The following is an 18,083-nucleotide window of genomic DNA, read 5'->3' as shown; positions in this document are numbered from 1 at the left end:
GCCGTGAACGGGCGGCGGCGGTAAAGTCACTCCACCGAACCCAGCGAACATGCGAATCCGGAGGCCGCCATGGCAATGCAGGTGCACCACGTAGCCCAATTCGACCGCGACGTCGCCGAAGAGGTGACCAAGTGGCTGAAATACCTCAAGGGCCAAGTGACCAGCGTTCAGTTCCTCACCACCACGGTGCCGGATCCCAAGGCCGCGGACAAGTGGCGGGTGCAGTACGAGGCGTACATCACCTATCAGAAGTGAACCCCGGGGCAGAAGTGAACCTCGGGCTGTAGCTGCGTTTCAGGGGGTAGGCACGGGCGATGTCCGTCCGGGCGTCGGCGATTCCGTCGACGCAGGTGTGGACGATGTCGTTGGCACGGTCGTTGGCTCGGACGGTGGCTCCGACGTTGGCTCGGACGTTGGTGGGGTGGTTGGCTCCGATGTTGGCGGGGTCGTTGGCTCCGATGTTGGCGGGGTCGTTGGCTCGGACGTTTGCGGGATGGTTGGCGCGACCGTCGGCGCTGGCGTTGGCTCGGAAGGTGGCGGGGACGTTGGCGGGGCGGGCGTTGCCGGGGTCGTCGGCACGGTGACTGGCTCGGACGTTGGCTCGGACGTTGGCACGGTGGTCGGTATGGCCGCCGGCGGCGGTGTCGGCGCAAGGGGTGCCGGTATCGTCGTCAGGGTCGTTGGCAAAGGCGTGGGCGCGGGTGTTGACACTGACGTCGGCGGGGCGGTTGCCGGCGCGGTCGTCGGAGGCGGAGTCGTTGGCGGGGGCGTCGGCCCGGGGGCTGGCTGATTCGGCCCGATAGTGTAGCTGGGCTGCTCGCCTGAGCCGTTGACCCAAAGGGCCGCTTTCACCCTGTGGGCACTGCCGGGCTCCAGCCACCAGAGCACCTGGACGTTGCAGTGGTAGACAATCGTGACATTGGCGACGGCGCCCTGCGGCGGAACGGCATGGATGGATGTGGCGGCTGTTTGGGTCGTCCAGATGAAATTCTGGTCCGCATTCATTCCCGCCGTACCGTCGACCGAAACATGCGCTATGCCGTAAAGACCGTGCTGAGGGCAGAAGCTGCTTTCCAGAGAAAACTTCACGACCTGGGTTGAGGTGGCTTGCGTTGTATCTGCCACTACGGGCGGGGCCGGCAGCATGGTACCGCCAAGCGCCAGCACCGCCGCGGGCCCAAACAACCACTTCATTGCACACCAGCTTTCGCCGCCTGATGTTCACATCCAGGCGATCAGGGTTGCCCCCAGCCGGCAAAGTCTTCTCGATTGGATGCAGACGTTACCACCGGGTCCGGGCGGGCACCAGCGTAGGGAATACTTGCCTGATGCCGCGGATCTACGCGTATTACTCAGGTATTTCCACATACGCCTGGTCCCCGGTATCAGCGGGCGTGAGGGCTGCCTAGAGTCGTTTCCATGTCACGCCGCAACCCGGGAGCTGGATCCGACACGGGAGTTAGGGCTGCCCGTGAACGCCTGGCGGCGACTGGGGATGCCCGGGATGCGGGGGACGCCGCGTATCCGGGCAAATTCCCGGATCCCGGCCGGGAAGCGGGCAACTCCATGGGGCTGCTGGAGGTGCAGGTGCCGGCACCGGACGGCCCCGTCCCGGCCCGGGCGGCTGATGCCTTCCGTGCTGCTGGACGGCGCGTTGGGGGAGACCCTTCACGCCATGCGGATGCAACCCGCGGGTACCGCCGTGCAAGGACGCAGCCGCTGACTTTGCGATTGCGGGCCAGGACCGGGGTGCAGGCTGCGGCTCTGCTGGGCGTCCTCGCCGTGCTGCTGGGCGGCTGCTTCTGGTGGCAGGCCGGCACCGGCGGTGCCCAGGTGGTGGCTCTCAGCGACTCCGCCCCTGCCGCCGAGGAAGCACCCGGTCCCGCAACTGGCGAGACAACCGCGCCTCCGGGAGATGGTGGCTCCGGAGAGCCGGAAAGCATCGAGGTACATGTTGCCGGTGCCGTGGCCAGCCCGGGGGTGGTTCAACTGCCCGCGGGAAGCCGCCTGCACGAGGCGATTGCGGCCGCCGGCGGACCCACTGGCCTCGGGGACCCGGACCGGCTCAACCTGGCAGCCGTCCTGGCGGATGGGCAGAAGGTCCTGGTGCCGATCCGCGGCGAACCCGATGAGCCGGATGCGCCCGCGGGCGGATCATCTGCGCCCGGTTCCGGTGCGGGCGGCACAGGGCCAGTCAGCGTTGGTGGGAAGGTCAACCTCAACACCGCCGGCCTCGAGGAACTCGGGACTCTCCCGCGCGTCGGGCCGGTGCTGGCGCAGCGGATCGTGGACTGGCGCCGGCAGCACGGGCGGTTCAAGACCGTGCAGGAGCTCGACGCCGTTGACGGGATCGGTCCGAAGTTGCTCGAGGCCCTGCTCCCGTTGGTGGGTATCTGACGTGGCACAGCCTGACATCGCATCGCCTGACACTGCACAGCTCGGCACTGCACAGCCCGGCATTGCAGAGCCCGGCAGTGCACAGCCCGGCATTGCAGAGCCCGGCAGTGCACAGCCCGGCGTGAATCGGACCAGTCGGCTGGGTTCTGTGAGGGTCCCCCCGAGCCGCTGGCAGCGCTACGCCGACGCGGCCGTCCGTTCCCCGGCGCGCGAGGAGCACGATGATCCGGTGGCCGCCGGCCGGATCCGCGAAGCCCTCAAACCCGCGCGTGACACCGCCTCTCGTCAGCGCCAGATCGCACGGAGACGGCGGACGGACCTGCGGCTGGTGTTCCCGGCACTCCTCGTCTGGGGTACCGCCGGTGCCGGGAACTGGTTGCCCCCTGCTGGACTGGCCGGCCTCTGCACTGCCCTGGCGGCGGCCGGCATCATGCTCTTCTTGCCCGGCCGCGTCAACCTCGGCCGTTCTGGGATCCGGCCGGCGAGGGAGCGGCGCACCAGGATTGGGCGCGGCGGCGCCAGGCTCGGCCCCAGTGCCGGGCAGGCGGCTCCGCGCAGCTTACGTGCCACGGTGGCAGTGGCGCTGTTACTCTCCCTCGCGGCGGGCGCGCACGCCGCCGTCGAGGCCTCCCAGCGGCATGACGGCGCAATCGCCGAAGCCGTGGCCGCCCGCGCGGCCGTCGTCGCGGAACTGGAAATTGCAGGCGCCCCGCGGCGGCTCAGGATTCCCGGGGCCGGTGGCCTGGCCGACCGCTGGGCAGTTCCCGTGAAGCTGACCGCGATGACCTTCGGCGGCCACAGGGTCGCAGGGGACGCCCGACTCGTCGTCATGGGCGGGGCCTCGTGGGGAGACGCCGTTCCGGGCCAGCACCTGCGCGCTACAGGCAAGCTCCGGCCGGCCGCACCAGGACAGCCGGAGGCGGGACTCCTGGCAGCGACGTCCGCGCCGACCCTGTTGCGGGGACCCGGGCCATGGCAGCAGGGCCCCGGGGAGCTGCGCCGCGCCTTCACCGCCGCGGCGGCACGGTTCGGGGTCGACGCCGGCGGGCTGCTGCCCGGCATGGTCACCGGCGACACCAGCACCCTGGACGCCGAGTTGGAAGCCGTCATGAAGACCGTCGGGATGACGCACCTGACAGCCGTCAGCGGGGCAAACTGCAGCCTGATCCTGGGGACGCTGCTGCTCACCGCCCGCACCCTCCGGCTTCCGCGCACGGCAGCCGCTGGGGCCAGTCTCGCGGGGCTCGCGCTGTTCGTCCTCATGGTGGGACCCGATCCCAGCGTGCTGAGGGCCTCGCTCATGGGCAGCATCGGCCTCGCGTCTGTGGCCTTTGGCCGGGCAGGGCGCGGACTCAGCCTGCTCTGCGTGGCCGTCATCGGGCTGCTGGTGGCGCAGCCGGTCCTGGCGACCAGCTTCGGGTTCCTGCTCTCGGTCCTGGCCACGCTGGGAATCGTTGTCACCGGACGCCGCATCATGGACTGGCTGCCACCCTCGGTGCCGCGCTGGGCGGCAGCCGGCGTCGCCGTCCCCCTGTCCGCCCAGCTCTTCTGCGCCCCGGCGATCGTACTGTTGCAGCCGCAGTTCGGCGCCTACGCCCTGCCCGCGAATATGGCCGCTGCAGCGCTCGTGGCGCCAGTAACACTCCTCGGCACGGCCGGCGCGGCGCTCCTGCCCGCTATCCCCGCCGCAGCAGGACTCCTCATGGCCGCAGCTGCTGTCTTCGCAGGCGCAGTGGCGGGGGTCGCACGGTTCTTCGCGGCCCTCCCGGGCGCCGCCCTGCCTTGGCCGGAAGGGGCCTTGGGCGCAGCCACCATGGGACTCTTTTCCGCGATTGTGCTGGCGGCGGCGTGGCTCGCCCTGCACCCGGCCGCGGTTGTTCGGGGCGTCCTGGCGGCGCACGCGCGGGTGGTGGCCGTCCTCGACGGACGGTCGCAGACGGTGGCACGGTCAGCCGCCCGGCAGACCTTTAGCCGCGGCTTGGAGCACCGGTCCGGGCGTGGGACGCTTAGAGTCCGCAAACCAACTTCCGGGAGGAATCACGAGTGGCTGCTGCCCAGACCCAACGGCCCAGGACCTCGGCGTCGAACACCGCCACCTGGCGCGACGTGACACCTGCTGCCGTCGTCCTGGTGGGCGGTCCGGAAGACTACCTGGGTGCCCGAGCCATGGACCGTATCCGCGGGCAAGTCCGCGCGGCGGCGCCCGACGTCGAAATTACGCGGCTCAATGCAGGCAGCTACACGGCCGGGTCCCTGGCAATGAACGTCAGCCCTTCACTGTTCGGCGAACAAAAGCTCATCGAGGTCGACGGGCTCGAGGCGATGAACGATGCCTTCCTCGCCGATGCCCTGAAATATGTGGCCCAGCCGGAACCGGACGCCTTCCTGGTGCTCCGCCACGGCGGGGGAGTGCGCGGCAAGAAGCTGCTGGACGTCATCAAGGCCGCGGGCTGGCCCGTAGTCGACTGCCAGCCGCTCAAGAAGGACGCCGAGAAAATCGCCTTCGTCACGGCCGAGTTCCGGGCGGCCTCCCGTCGTATCGAGCCCGACGCCGTGCACGCCCTCGTCAACGCCGTCGGCGCGCAACTCGCGGAACTCGCCGCCGCCTGCAGCCAGCTGATCGCTGACGCCACCACCGGCGTGGACTCGGCAATGGTGGACAAGTACTACGGCGGCCGGGTCGAAGCAACAGCTTTCAAGGTCGCGGACGCCGCGATGGCCGGCAACGGCCCCCTGGCCCTCTCCACACTTCGCCATGCCCTGGCCACGGGCGCGGACCCCGTTCCGATCGTGGCTGCCCTGGCGTCGAAGTTGCGCTCCCTGGCCAAGGTGGCCGGTGCGCAGGGATCGTCCTCGCAGATCGCCAAGCAACTGGGAATGCAGCCCTGGCTCGTCGAACAGGCCCAGCGGGAAGTCCGGCGCTGGACGCCCGAGGGGCTGGTCCGCTCCATCCAGGTCACCGCCGAGGCCGACGCCCAGGTCAAGGGCCTCTCCCGGGATCCCGTTTATGCCGTGGAACATGCGGTGACGGTGATTGCCACTTCAGCCCGAAGTTCCTGACACCCGCGTTCGAACCCAGGGTCCGGGCCTGTCGGCCCTGCGGGTCCCGTTGGAGGTGGCCCTGCGTGTCGGCCCTCTGCGGTTCCGGACCCGGGCGCGCACCCGGCTGCGGTTAGCCTGCGGCGTACCGGAGCCGTACCAGAACGGGTGCGGAGTCGGCCCATTGCGGAACCGGCTTAAAAGGATGTGGCCGGCACCCACTGGGTGCCGGCCACAATCATCAGTTCAAGTGAACTGGAAACCTTAGAGCGCGTTGACCTTCTTGGAGATGGCCGACTTGCGGTTTGCAGCGTTGTTCTTGTGGAGAACACCCTTGCTGACGGCCTTGTCCAGCTTGCGGCTGGCAGAAAGCAGTGCAACAGCCGCAGCATCCTTGTCGGTGGACTCAACGGCGGTGTTGACGGCGCGGATGGCCGTCTTCAGCTCGGACTTGACTGCGTTGTTGCGCAGGCGAGCCTTTTCGTTGGTCAGGATGCGCTTCTTCTGGGACTTGATATTAGCCACGTGTGAACTCTCTTTTTCAATGCGGAAAATGGTCTAGAGGGCTTTCAGATTGGCCATTGACTGAGCGGCGTGGGGATACCTATGGCGACCAACCATCTGTGGCCGTCGACCTGCACGGACACACAGCTGTAAATAATAGCAGAGATCAACGTGCAGGCACGAGTGCGGGTGGCGATCCGCCGCCGCACAGGGTGTCCGCCGGGTCAGCTCCAGCCGCGGCTCTCCCGCAGCGCGGCCGCGACGAGGTTGAAGCGGCCTGCGTCCAGGATCGCCCCTTCGCGCCGGATGTCCTTGGAATTGATCTGCAGAACCCGGTCCAGCTTCGCTTCGCTGGGCCGGCCCTGGCGGTCCCAGGGTCCCGTGCCGATGTCCACGTAGTCATCCGACCGGCGGGAGTCGCCGTCGTGGTCCTTGCTCGTCAGCATCAGTCCCAGCAAATACCGGCCACTGGTGCCCACCAGCAGCACCGGACGGTCTTTGCCCTGGGAATAGTCCTCCTCGTAGGGCACCCAGGTCCAGACGATTTCTCCGGGCTCGGGCAGGCCGTTGGGTGCGGGGGCGTAGCGGACGGCGGCCCGCCCCCGGAAGTCGCCGGGATATGTCCCGGTCAGTCCGGCGGCCGGGGTGCCGCCCGTGGCGCGGGTCGGGGTGCCGGGACTTGCATGGCCGGGCCGCCGCTTCGCCGCAGGCTTTCCGACAGGTTTTCCGGCGGGTTTCGCCGCCGGCCCGCGGGTGGTCCCCGGTGCGGAGCCGCCGAGTCTATCCAGGAAGCGCAGGGCATCGCGGACGGCGCCGCTGATCGATCGTAAGTTCCAATCCATGGGGAAACCATACCGGCAACCCCCGGAGGGCAAGGGAGAGAGGGGCAGGGAAAGGAAGAGGGCGAGAGAGGCGGAATCCCGCCGAGAGTCCACCGGAGCTGGCAGAGTACGCAACGCAACGCGGGGATGCACTGCCTCTGGCCCGGACGTGGGAGACTATAGGGACAGAAATGCGCCACGTCGCAGGATGGCATACGAGCATCCGCACCTCGCCGTGGAAAAGCCAACAGTAATGCCAACAGTAAGGACCCTGCGTGTCTCCCATGGCCCGCACCGCCCCGGTGCCCGCCGCAACAGATCCGGCCATCATCCGGAACTTCTGCATCATTGCGCACATTGACCACGGCAAATCCACACTGGCCGACCGGATGCTCCAGTTCACTGGTGTTGTCCAGTCCCGTGACATGAAGGCCCAGTACCTGGACCGCATGGACATTGAGCGCGAACGCGGCATCACCATCAAATCCCAGGCCGTCCGCATGCCCTGGGAACTCGACGGCACCAGCTACGCGCTGAACATGATCGACACCCCCGGGCACGTCGACTTCACGTACGAGGTCTCCCGCTCGCTCGCGGCCTGCGAAGGTGCGATCCTGCTGGTGGACGCAGCCCAGGGCATCGAGGCCCAGACACTCGCCAACCTCTACCTGGCGATGGAAAACAACCTCACGATCATCCCGGTCCTGAACAAGATCGACCTCCCGGCAGCACAGCCGGAGAAGTACGCGGCGGAACTCGCCAACCTGATCGGCGGCGACCCCGACGACGTGCTCCGCGTCTCCGGCAAGACCGGCATGGGCGTCGAGGTCCTGCTGGACAAGATCGTCCGCGACCTGCCGGCCCCGGTGGGCGACCCGAACGCCCCCGCCCGGGCCATGATCTTCGACTCGGTCTACGACACCTACCGCGGTGTGGTCACCTACGTCCGCGTGGTCGACGGCATGCTGCACCCGCGTGAACGCATCCAGATGATGTCCACCCGTGCCACGCACGAGCTCCTTGAGATCGGTGTGAGCTCCCCGGAACCCACCCCCTCCAAGGGCCTTGGCGTCGGCGAGGTGGGCTACCTCATCACCGGTGTGAAGGACGTCCGCCTGTCCAAGGTGGGCGACACCGTCACCAACCTCGCCAAGCCGGCCACCGAGTCCCTCCCCGGCTATGCGGACGCCAAGCCGATGGTCTTCTCCGGCCTGTATCCGCTCGATGGCACGGACTATCCGGTGCTCCGCGATGCGCTGGAGAAGCTGATGCTCAACGACGCCGCGCTGGTGTATGAGCCGGAAACGTCGGCCGCGCTGGGATTCGGCTTCCGGGTGGGGTTCCTGGGCCTGCTGCACCTGGAAATCACCCGCGAGCGGCTCGAACGCGAATACAACCTGGACCTGATTTCCACCGCACCCAACGTGGAATACGAGGTGACGCTGGAGGACAAGAAGGTCGTCCACGTCACGAACCCCAGCGAATACCCCACCGGCAAGATCGCGGAAGTCCGCGAGCCGATGGTGTCCGCCACCATCCTTGCGCCGAACGAGTTTGTCGGCGCCATCATGGAGTTGTGCCAGAGCCGGCGCGGCGTCATGGGCGGCATGGACTACCTCTCCGAGGACCGGGTGGAAATCCGTTACCGCCTGCCGCTAGCCGAAATCGTCTTCGATTTCTTCGACATCCTCAAGTCCAAGACCCGCGGCTACGGGTCACTGGACTGGAAGGCCGACGGCGAGCAGGTGGCCGACCTGGTCAAGGTGGACATCATGCTCCAGGGCGAGCAGGTTGATGCGTTCTCCGCCATCACCCACCGTGACAAGGCCTACGCCTACGGCGTGATGATGACCGGCAAGCTGCGCGAACTCATTCCGCGCCAGCAGTTCGAGGTGCCCATCCAGGCCGCCATCGGCTCCCGGATCATCGCCCGCGAAAGCATCCGCGCCATCCGCAAGGATGTCCTGGCCAAGTGCTACGGCGGTGACATCACGCGAAAGCGCAAGCTGCTGGAAAAGCAGAAGGAAGGCAAGAAGCGCATGAAGATGGTGGGACGCGTCGAGGTGCCGCAGGAGGCCTTCATCGCCGCGCTGACAACGGACGAGTCCAAGGACAAGGCCAAGAAGTAACGGTGCAGGTAATGACTGTTGCTGCAGTATCGGCAGGCCAGGCCCGTGCCTAGCGTCCTTCCCCTCGGCGACCCGGCGCCGCCGGACGGGCTCCTGCCCGCCCAGGCGCGCGAGGGCGCCGATCAGCGCGCTTTCGGGCTGTATGTGCACATCCCGTTCTGCGCGGTCCGCTGCGGATACTGCGACTTCAACACCTACACCGCCACCGAGCTGGGCGGCGGGGCCTCCCAGGACGCCTACGCCGCCACCGCGATCGCGGAAGTGGAGTTCGCTGCCGCGGCCCTGAGGGGCAGCGGCCTGCCTGACCGTCCCCTCAGCACGGTCTTCTTCGGCGGCGGCACCCCCACGCTGCTGCCGGCGCAGGACCTGGCGCGCATCCTCACAGCCGCGATCGGCGCCTGGGGCCTGCAGCCCGGCGCCGAGGTAACCACCGAGGCGAACCCCGATTCCGTCACGCCCGAATCCCTGCAGCTGCTCGCCGACTCCGGGTTCACCCGGGTCTCGTTCGGCATGCAGTCGGCCGTGCCGCATGTCCTGAAGGTCCTGGACCGCACCCACACGCCGAGCCGGGTGCCCGAGGTGGTGCAGTGGGCGCGCGATGCCGGGCTCGCCGTCAGCCTCGACCTCATTTACGGGACGCCGGGGGAGTCGCTGGAAGACTGGCGCTGCTCGCTCGAGACCGCACTTTCCTACGCCCCCGACCACATCAGCGCCTATGCCCTGATCGTTGAAGACGGCACCAAGCTTGCCGCGCAGATCCGCCGTGGCGAAGTCCCGGAAATTGACGACGACGACCACGCCGCCAAATACGAACTCGCCGACGAGCTGATTTCCGCTGCCGGGCTCGCCTGGTACGAGGTCAGCAACTGGTCCCGCACCCCCGAACAGGTCTGCCGGCACAACCTCGCCTACTGGCGCGGGGACGACTGGTGGGGCATCGGGCCCGGGGCGCACTCGCACGTCGGCGGCGTCCGCTGGTGGAACGTCAAACACCCCACCGCCTACGCCAACCGCCTCGGCGCCGGCGTCTCACCTGCCGCCGGACGCGAAACGCTGGACAGCGAAACCCGCAATGTGGAACGCGTCATGCTCGAGGCCCGGCTGAACTCCGGACTCGACATCCCGAGCCTCGGCGGCCTGGGGGACACCGGCAGGCACGCCGTCGCAGGGCTGATCGCTGACGGCCTCGTGGACCCCGCGGCCGCGTTCAAGGGCCGGCTCATCCTCACGCTCAAAGGCCGGCTGCTGGCCGACGCCGTCGTCCGCAGGATCCTGCCGGACTAATCTGCCCGGTCGCAAAGCCTCCACAATTTGGCGGCCCGCATCAGCGGCCGCACACGGCCTGCGGCACAAAAAAGAGCCGGCCGCTGCCTCATACGGGCAGCGGCCGGCTCTCTTTAGTTTGGTCTGCGCCGGCTATTTGATCCAGCGCAGGTTGAACTCGTAACGGTGCGGCTGGCCGCGGTTGACGTGGATGCCTGCCGCCACCGAGAAGCACGTCACAGCAATCCAGATCACCGTGGCGAGCACGGCGAAGAGGTTGCCCACCACCGGGATGAAGACCAGCAGATTGGCCAGCACGGCGGCGATGGTCGGCGGCAGCGTGAAATTGAGGGCTTCCTTGGATTCCTGCGCCGTGAACGGGCCGCGGTCCTTGAAGATGAGGTAGATCAGCAGCGACGGCACGCAGCCCAGGATGCCGCCGAAGTGGGCGAGCGTGGCCCACTGCCGGTCCTCGCTGGCCGTCAGCGGCAGCGCGTTTGCCGGAACCCCATGGTACGGGGGCTGGCCATGGCCAGCCTGATTGCCCGTGTGTTCGCGTGCGTTATCTGCCACGGTGTAGCCCTTCGGATTGCGGTGATGCGTTGCTGCCTGGGTTGTGCCTGAACTAGCCGGGACCGCACTGGAAGCGCGGCCGCCGTTTCAAGAATACTTGCTCGCACCCGGAAATGGAGATCAGGGGCGGCCGCCGCGGCGGACTAGGGCGCGGTGAGGAAGTCAATGACCTCTTCCACGCGGCCGAGCAGCGACGCCTCCAGATCAGCGTAGCTGCGGACAGCACCGAGGAGTTTCTGCCAGCCCAGGCCGATGTCCTCCTTTGTGGAGTGGGGCCAGCCGAAAGCCATCAGGATGCCGGTCTTCCAGTCCATGCCGCGGGGGATCACGGGCCACTGCTCGATCCCCAGGACCGCGGGCCGGATGGCCTGCCACACGTCCACGTAGGGGTGCCCCACAATGAGGACGTTGCCGGCGGCGCCCGGTGAGGCCATGACGGCATCGGCGATCCGCGACTCCTTGGAGTCGGGTACCAGGTGGTCCACGAGCACGCCGAGGCGCCGCCCCGGGCCCGGGCCGAACTCCGCCACGGCGGCTGCGAGGTCGTCAATGCCGTGCAGGGGTTCGACGACAATGCCCTCCACCCGGAGGTCATCGCCCCACACCTTCTCCACGAGCTCGGCGTCGTGCTTTCCCTCCACCCAGATACGGCTGGCCTTGGCCACCTGGGCGCGCTGCCCCGCCACCCGCACCGAGCCCGACGCCGTGCGGCCGGCACCGGCGGCCGGTGCCGCTTTCTTCGGGGCCGGCGGCATCAGGCGGATGGGCTGGCCCTCCAGGAGGAAGCCAAAGCCGAGGCGGAAGGACCGCGACTTGCCCCGCCGGTCCTCCAGCGCCACCACGTGCATGCCGCCGGACTTCTCCACCCGGGTTACGGCGCCCACCCAGCCGGACTGGACCTCCTCGAGGACCATCCCGCGTTCCACCGGGACTTCCGGCAACTGGGTCTTGGCGGGGGCGGACAGGTCCTGGGGTCCCCAGTTCTGGTACGACATCTCTACACGCTTACTTTGCACTCGGAATGTACGGCGGTCGGTGGAACTCTCCGGGGCCGGAACCGGACCGCGACGGCGCGGCAACGGCAGCGGCTGCCACGGTCTCGGCGCCGGCGTGACGGGAATCGCGTTCCCGCGGGCCACGCCTGGAGCGAATCCAATGCTAACAACGCGGCGACTCATATTAGACTGGTTAGCACTTAGGCATGTCGAGTGCTAACCCTTGTCCTGTTGCGGACCGTCCGTGCAGCACTTGTGGACCCGGACCGGACACGGCGGACGGCACCGACTGCGGGACCGTCGATTGGAGGTGGAGCGTGAGCGAACCGCGCAAACTCGAAGTGCTGCGCGCCATCGTGGAGGACTACGTCCATTCGCGTGAGCCCGTGGGTTCCAAAGCACTCGTGGAACGGCACCATCTCGGCGTCTCCAGCGCCACGATCCGAAACGACATGGCGGCGCTGGAAGACGAGGGCCTGATCACGGCACCGCACACGAGCGCCGGCCGGATCCCCACTGACAAGGGCTACCGGCTTTTCGTCGACCAGATCTCAGCGGTGAAGCCGTTGTCCCCGGCCGAGCGCCGGGCCATCCAGGCGCTGCTGGAAGGATCCGACGACCTCGACGACATTCTTGACCGGACCGTGAGGCTCCTCTCGCACCTGACCAACCAGGTCGCCGTCGTGCAGTATCCGCTGCTCAGCCGCGCCCGGGTGCGGCACATCGAGTTCGTGCTGCTGGCGCCCCGGAAAGTGCTGGCGGTACTGATCGCGGACACCGGCAAGGTGGAGCAGCGCGTGATCGACGTCGGGCAGGACCTTCCCGACGACGCGCTGGCGGAACTGCGGACCAGCTTTCTGGCCAGCCTCTCCGGAACCCCGCTGAGCCTGATGCCGCAGCTGCTGCCCGCCGTCGTTGCCGGTGGCCCGCCCGCGCGGCGCGGAGCGGCCCAGGCGCTGGCCCGCGGCCTGGAGGCCCTGGCCACGAGCAGCCGCGAAGAGCGCATGGTCATGGCCGGCACCGCCAACCTGGCCCGCTCCAACGTGGACTTCCCGCTCAGCATCGGCCCCGTGCTGGAGGCCCTCGAGGAGCAGGTGGTCATGCTCCGCCTGCTCAGCGAAATGGCCGAAGACCCGCGGGGAGTCACGGTCAGCATCGGCCGGGAAAACCCTTACGACGGTCTGGCCGAGGCCTCGGTTGTGGCCACCGCCTACGGGCCGGACGCCACGGCCAAGGTCGGCGTGCTTGGGCCCACCCGGATGGACTATCCCACCACCATGGCCGCCGTCCGCGCGGTGGCCCGCTACCTTTCGAGGATCCTGGGGCCCTGACAGGCCCGGGACCGAACACGACTTCTTGCCCCACAGGCAGTGCCCCACAGGCAGTACGAAAAGGAAGAGATACACACTTTGAGCAGCCACTACGACGTTCTTGGAGTCTCCCGCGACGCATCGGGGGAGGAGATCAAGAAGGCCTACCGGAAACTGGCCCGCACCCTGCACCCGGACGTGAACCCCGGGGAGGATGCCTCGGACAGGTTTAAAGCCGTCACCCACGCCTACGAGGTCCTCTCTGATCCGCAGAAGCGCCGGGTCTATGACACCACCGGCAACGAGAACGGTACCGACAACGGCTTCGGCGGCGGCAGCTACTCGGGCCAGGGCTTCGCCTTCCAGGACATCTTCGAGACCTTCTTCGGCGCCGGCGGCGGCCAAGGCGGCCCGGCGTCCCGGGTCCGCCGCGGCCAGGACGCACTGATCAGCGTCCGCATCGACCTCCGCGACGCCGTGTTCGGCGTGAACAAGAAGCTCGAGGTTGACACGGCCGTCATCTGCCCCACGTGCGAGGGTTCCTGCTGCCGCGAGGGCACCCACCCGGTCCGCTGCGACATCTGTGGCGGCAGCGGTCAGGTCCAGCGCGCCGTACGGTCCATCCTGGGCCAGGTCATGACATCCGCCCCCTGCGGATCCTGCGAGGGCTTCGGCACCGTCATCAAGGACCCCTGCAACGAATGCAGCGGCCAGGGCCGGATCCGCAGCCGCCGCTCCCTGACCGTCAAGGTCCCGGCCGGCGTCGCCACCGGCACCCGCATCCAGCTGTCCGGCCAGGGCGAGGCAGGCCCCGCCGGCGGCCCCGCCGGGGACCTGTACGTGGAGATCCGGGTCAACAACGACCCCACCTACGTGCGCGAGGGCGATGACCTCCACGCGAGCCTCAACATTCCCATGACCGCTGCCGCGCTCGGCACCGAAATATCCCTCGACACCTTCGACGGTCAGCAGGAGATCGACGTCAAGGCCGGCACCCAGTCGGGCGAGATCATCACCCTGCGCGGCCTCGGCGTCACGCACCTGCGCGGCCACGGCCGCGGCGACCTGAAGGTGCACCTGCAGGTGGAAACGCCGGTCAAGCTCGATCACGTCCAGGAAGAACTGCTCCGCCAGTTGGCCAAGCACCGCGGCGAGCACCTCACGGAAGGAAAGCTTGCGGCCAGCGGCGGCGTCTTCGCCAAACTGCGGGACCGGCTCGGTAACCTGTAGCGGTGAGTAACCCGGTCTTCTTCACCGCTCCAGGCACCCTGGACCAGCAGGTCCCCGGCTCGGCCTTCGTCCTTGAAGGCGGCGAGGCACGCCACGCCGTCACCGTCAAGCGGATCGCCGTCGGGGAAACCGTCGACATCGCGGACGGCGCCGGCAAACGCCTGACCGGCACCGTGACCGCAGTCGCTCCCGGGGAGCTGACCGTCGAATGCGTGGACCTTGCCGAGGAACCGCGGCCCGGAACCCGGCTGGTCCTGGTCCAGGCCCTCGCCAAGGGCGATCGCGACGAACTCGCGGCCGAGACCGCGACCGAACTGGGCATCGACGCCGTCATTCCCTGGCAGGCCGAGCGGTCCATCGTGCGGTGGAAGGCCGAGCGGGCCGCGAAGGCGCATGCCAAATGGCAGTCGGTGGTGACGGCCGCCGCCAAACAGGCGCGCCGGGCATGGATTCCCGAGGTCCGGGCCGCCGTCGACGGCGCCGGGCTGCAGGCGGCCGTGGCGGCGGCAGACCTCGCCGTCATCCTGCATGAAGACGCCGTGCGCCCCCTGCGGCTCGTCCTGGAATCCTGGTTGGAATCCGCGCAGCCCGGCGAGGTCATGGCAGGCGACGCCGGATCCCGTGAGGTCCTGCTGATCGTGGGTCCGGAAGGCGGCATCAGTCCGCGGGAGGTGACCCGGCTCTGCGACGCCGGCGCGGTCACGGCCCTTTTGGGGCACCATGTTCTGCGTTCGTCCACGGCGGGGCCCGCCGCCACCGTGCTGGCCAGCGACATCCTCGGCCGCTGGTGACCTGCGGCAGCCGCCGTCACCAGTGACAGTGACGGCCATTTGACGGTGACGGTTATTTGACCGTGAACCCGCGGGTGTCCTGGAATACCTCCTTGGCGCTGTCGGATGCGTCCACCTGGGACACCCGGACCTCATAATTGCCCGGTCCGAGGTTCACGGACAAAGTGAACAGCCCGGACTGGGTTGCATCGGCCGAGGCGGTGGCGCTGCCGTTGAGATACGCGGTCTTGGCGTTGTCGCCGTCGCCGTCGACCTTGAGGATCGCCCAGCGGAGCTTCCCGCCCTGGACGGTGCTGCGGCCACGGATCTTGACCGATCCGTCGCCCACGGACGTGCCCTCCTGCGGATCAATGATCCACACAGGGGCCACCATCCCGGCGCTGCGGGACGTCGGCTCGCCCAGACGGACATGGTTGAAGGCCACGTAGTCCGTGTGACCGTCCACCAGCACAACCACCTGGACCTGCTGTCCGGCATCGATGAGGCCGGCGCTGGCCGCGGCAGCTGTCGCCGTGTAGATGAGCTGCTGGATGGCGCGCTCGGCCATGGCCGCATCCACGTTGCTGTTGAAGGCATCAGCGGAGACATCCACCGTGATGACGTTCTTGCCGGAAATCGACGTCGCCAGCTTCTTCGGATTCTGCCAGGGCGTGAAAAAATCCGGGTCCAGCGGCTTCTGCGACATCATTACCCGCAGGGCGCGGGTGACGGGATTGTCCTGGTCCGGAACGTCTCGGAACTCGCGGTAGAGAAACGCGTTGTCATTGCCCCGGCCGATCCAATACACGGGAGCCTTGTTCGACGTCTGGGCTGTCTCGAGCGGAGCGCTCGTGGTGGGCACGCCCGACGCCGGGACGGGAATGAGTTCCGACGGGCTGCTGGAATTCGTGATGCCGCTCTGCGGCGTCGCCACGCAGCCGGACAGGACGAGGGCGGCAGGCAGCGCCAACGCCAGCGCGGCGCGGCGGATGCGCCCCACCGATGGCTGCTGAACTCCACGCTTGCTGATGCCGCTGTCCCTTCGTCTTACGCCCCGCGTTCCGCGGTGATGGTCCGTTTGTAGCCGTCGTCGGCCGCTGGCGGCCGCCCCCGTCCCTCACCGGCCGGAGACCGGCGCGGCGATCCCGGGGGAGCCGGATTCCAGCATGGCACACGGGCACGGCGCGGCAGCCGGGTTTGGGCCCCGGCGCCGGAACTGCAACGGGAACGATATGAGGCCGATACAAAGTTGATACCTAAAGTTGCCCGCTGGTGGTTCCAAGCGCGGACGCCGGTGGCGCCCATCGTTGCTGAGCCAGCGATGCCTGCCGGGGTCGTTTAGGGCAGACTGGTGGCGTGAGCGGAATCCCGTGGGTGCTGCACGTCGATCTCGACCAGTTCATCGCGGCTGTCGAAGTACTCCGGAGGCCGGAGCTTGCTGGCAAGCCGATCATTGTCGGCGGCCGGGGCGATCCTACGGAACGCGCCGTGGTGTCGACCGCATCCTACGAAGCCAGGGCGTTCGGCGTGGGTTCCGGCATGCCCTTACGCATTGCGGCCCGGAAAGTGCCCGACGCCGTGATCCTGCCCGTCGATCAGGAGGCTTACCTGGCGGCGTCTGAAACGGTCATGGCCACCCTGCGCGCGCAGCCCGGCGCCACCGTGCAGGTGTTGGGTTGGGACGAAGCCTTTGTGGGCATCAAGACTGAGAATCCGGAAGCCTACGCCCGGCAGGTGCAGGCCGCTGTCCTGGAGCGTACGCAGCTGCATTGCAGTGTGGGCATCGGCGACACCCTGGTCCGAGCCAAGGTCGCCACCGGTTTCGGCAAGCCGGCCGGCGTCTTCCGTCTCACTGCCGGGAACTGGCTCGCTGTCATGGGCAGTCGGCCCACCAAGGACCTGTGGGGCGTCGGAACCAAGGTGTCGGGCCGGCTGGCCAAACTCGGCATCAACACAGTCGCCGAGCTCGCCGCGTCCGACCCCCAAGACCTGGTACCGGAGTTCGGCCCCAGGATGGGACCTTGGTACGCGGAGCTCGGACGCGGGGACGGCGCCAGCGTTGTGGACGCCACCCCGTGGGTTGCCCGCGGGCATAGCCGGGAGACCACCTTCCAGCGCGACCTGACCGAACCCGCCCAGGTGGACGGCGCCGTGAGGGAGCTGACGGCGCGTGTCCTGGAGGATGTTGTGGCCGAAGGACGGCCCGTGGTTGGACTGACCCTGAAGGTTCGCTACGCGCCGTTCGTCACCAAGACACACGCGAGGAAGATTCCCGAGACATTCGACCGGGACGAAATCCTCTCGCGGGCCTTGGACCTCGCAGCCGGAGTCGAAGCGGGCCGTCCGATCCGGCTCCTGGGCCTGCGGGCCGAAATGGCGATGCCCGACGATGCCCGAACGGGACATACACCGACGCGCGGCGGTTGGTGACGGCGTCGCTGCCTTACCGCCGCAGCGTTCTGCGGGCAGGCTGAAAATGACCCTGGGAACCCCTCAAGTCAAAGCTAGGCTGGGAGGATGGAATACCACATCCGCCAGGCCGCGGGTGGGGACGCTGACGCCGTAGTCCGGATGCACACCCGGGCCCATGAGGAATGCTACGGCCACCTTCTGTCCCCGGCGTTCTTCGATGCGCGCCGTGCCAGCATCCCGCAGCGCGTGGAAAAACGCCGACCTTATCTGGACAGCGCTGAGCCTCGAATCATCGCCCTGGACAAGAGCAATGAAATCGTCGGATTTGCCGACGCAGGCACGGGACGTGACGATGACTTACCCGGAGAACTTGAGCTTTACTCCATCTACACACTGGGGCGCACCCATGGCACTGGACTCGGGGAAGCCCTGCTGAGGGCCGCCCTCGGCGATTTACCCGCCTACCTGTGGGTGCTTGAGGCCAACCCCCGTGCTCAGGCCTTCTATGCCAAGAACGGTTTTCAGCCCGATGGGACACGAAAATTGCTTTCACCCGATTGGGAGGAACTACCTGAGATAAGGATGGTCCGCTCCGACATTTAGCCGGGCACATCCACGGCGCATCGGCCTGGCGGACCCG

General features: G+C 68.0%; 17 protein-coding genes. 11 read left to right on the top strand and 6 right to left on the bottom strand.

From position 1 onward, the window contains the following. Positions 1-69: 69 nt before the first annotated feature. A complete protein-coding gene (locus tag ABH915_RS13005; protein WP_018773116.1) occupies positions 70-255 on the top strand; it encodes a hypothetical protein in 186 nt (61 codons plus the stop codon). On the opposite strand, the gene ABH915_RS13000 is transcribed toward ABH915_RS13005, so the two are convergent. Beyond that, a complete protein-coding gene (locus ABH915_RS13000; RefSeq protein ID WP_370121886.1) occupies positions 239-838 on the bottom strand; it encodes a hypothetical protein in 600 nt (199 codons plus the stop codon). The two genes, ABH915_RS13005 and ABH915_RS13000, sit on opposite strands and share 17 nt — an antisense overlap. Before the next feature lie 911 nt (positions 839-1,749). Here ABH915_RS13000 and ABH915_RS12995 point away from each other — a divergent pair. The 3 genes from ABH915_RS12995 to holA all read left to right on the top strand — a co-directional run bounded on the left by ABH915_RS12995 (position 1,750) and on the right by holA (position 5,457). After that, entirely contained in the window at positions 1,750-2,397 is a 648-nt protein-coding gene (locus ABH915_RS12995; protein WP_370121883.1) for a helix-hairpin-helix domain-containing protein, read from the top strand. A gap of 148 nt (positions 2,398-2,545) precedes the next feature. After that, positions 2,546-4,507 carry a ComEC/Rec2 family competence protein gene (locus ABH915_RS12990; protein WP_370121880.1) on the top strand — a complete coding sequence of 654 codons (1,962 nt, stop codon included), beginning with the start codon at positions 2,546-2,548 and terminating at the stop codon, positions 4,505-4,507. Further along, positions 4,441-5,457 (top strand): DNA polymerase III subunit delta, encoded by a 1,017-nt coding sequence (holA, locus tag ABH915_RS12985; protein WP_370121876.1) that lies wholly within the window; start codon positions 4,441-4,443, stop codon positions 5,455-5,457. Before ABH915_RS12990 ends, holA begins: the two co-directional genes overlap by 67 nt. Positions 5,458-5,700: 243 nt before the next feature. Here the strand turns inward: holA and rpsT are convergent, their stop codons facing one another. Both rpsT and ABH915_RS12975 read right to left on the bottom strand, forming a co-directional pair. Further along, entirely contained in the window at positions 5,701-5,961 is a 261-nt protein-coding gene (gene rpsT / locus ABH915_RS12980; protein WP_018773112.1) for a 30S ribosomal protein S20, read from the bottom strand. A gap of 203 nt (positions 5,962-6,164) precedes the next feature. Continuing rightward, positions 6,165-6,782, bottom strand: a complete 618-nt coding sequence (locus ABH915_RS12975; protein WP_370121873.1) for a type II toxin-antitoxin system PemK/MazF family toxin — start codon at positions 6,780-6,782, stop codon at positions 6,165-6,167. Between the two features lie 254 nt (positions 6,783-7,036). On the opposite strand from ABH915_RS12975, the gene lepA reads away from it, so the two are divergent. After that, positions 7,037-8,890, top strand: coding sequence for a translation elongation factor 4 (gene lepA, locus ABH915_RS12970; protein WP_026266375.1), 1,854 nt, complete (start codon positions 7,037-7,039; stop codon positions 8,888-8,890). Between the two features lie 45 nt (positions 8,891-8,935). Beyond that, entirely contained in the window at positions 8,936-10,174 is a 1,239-nt protein-coding gene (hemW, locus tag ABH915_RS12965) for a radical SAM family heme chaperone HemW (protein WP_370121869.1), read from the top strand. A gap of 132 nt (positions 10,175-10,306) precedes the next feature. Here hemW and ABH915_RS12960 read toward each other — a convergent pair whose 3' ends face one another. Next, positions 10,307-10,726 carry a DUF4870 domain-containing protein gene (locus tag ABH915_RS12960; RefSeq protein ID WP_018773108.1) on the bottom strand — a complete coding sequence of 140 codons (420 nt, stop codon included), beginning with the start codon at positions 10,724-10,726 and terminating at the stop codon, positions 10,307-10,309. Between the two features lie 143 nt (positions 10,727-10,869). Further along, positions 10,870-11,721: a DUF3097 domain-containing protein gene (locus ABH915_RS12955; protein ID WP_370121865.1), complete on the bottom strand. Its 852-nt coding sequence runs from the start codon at positions 11,719-11,721 to the stop codon at positions 10,870-10,872. 317 nt (positions 11,722-12,038) lie between these two features. Between ABH915_RS12955 and hrcA the strand changes: the two genes are divergently transcribed. The 3 genes from hrcA (at position 12,039) to ABH915_RS12940 (ending at position 15,052) form a co-directional block, all read left to right on the top strand. Beyond that, on the top strand, positions 12,039-13,052 hold the full coding sequence (gene hrcA, locus ABH915_RS12950) for a heat-inducible transcriptional repressor HrcA (protein ID WP_018773106.1): 1,014 nt from the start codon (positions 12,039-12,041) through the stop codon (positions 13,050-13,052). 78 nt (positions 13,053-13,130) lie between these two features. Continuing rightward, positions 13,131-14,261: a molecular chaperone DnaJ gene (dnaJ, locus tag ABH915_RS12945; RefSeq protein ID WP_018773105.1), complete on the top strand. Its 1,131-nt coding sequence runs from the start codon at positions 13,131-13,133 to the stop codon at positions 14,259-14,261. A 2-nt stretch (positions 14,262-14,263) separates the two neighbouring features. Beyond that, the gene (locus tag ABH915_RS12940; RefSeq protein ID WP_370121860.1) at positions 14,264-15,052 is read left to right on the top strand and encodes a 16S rRNA (uracil(1498)-N(3))-methyltransferase; all 789 of its coding nucleotides are present in this window, start codon (positions 14,264-14,266) and stop codon (positions 15,050-15,052) included. Positions 15,053-15,104: 52 nt separating this feature from the next. Here the strand turns inward: ABH915_RS12940 and ABH915_RS12935 are convergent, their stop codons facing one another. Further along, positions 15,105-16,031, bottom strand: a complete 927-nt coding sequence (locus ABH915_RS12935; RefSeq protein ID WP_370121858.1) for a GerMN domain-containing protein — start codon at positions 16,029-16,031, stop codon at positions 15,105-15,107. Positions 16,032-16,405: 374 nt separating this feature from the next. On the opposite strand from ABH915_RS12935, the gene ABH915_RS12930 reads away from it, so the two are divergent. Next, positions 16,406-17,461 carry a DNA polymerase IV gene (locus ABH915_RS12930; protein WP_370125000.1) on the top strand — a complete coding sequence of 352 codons (1,056 nt, stop codon included), beginning with the start codon at positions 16,406-16,408 and terminating at the stop codon, positions 17,459-17,461. 87 nt (positions 17,462-17,548) lie between these two features. Further along, positions 17,549-18,046 carry an N-acetyltransferase family protein gene (locus ABH915_RS12925; RefSeq protein ID WP_370121855.1) on the top strand — a complete coding sequence of 166 codons (498 nt, stop codon included), beginning with the start codon at positions 17,549-17,551 and terminating at the stop codon, positions 18,044-18,046. Positions 18,047-18,083: the final 37 nt, after the last annotated feature.

The organism is Arthrobacter sp. MW3 TE3886, from assembly GCF_041262145.1.
Taxonomy (GTDB): Bacteria; Actinomycetota; Actinomycetes; order Actinomycetales; family Micrococcaceae; genus Arthrobacter.
This window is presented reverse-complemented; position numbering and strand designations above follow the sequence as displayed.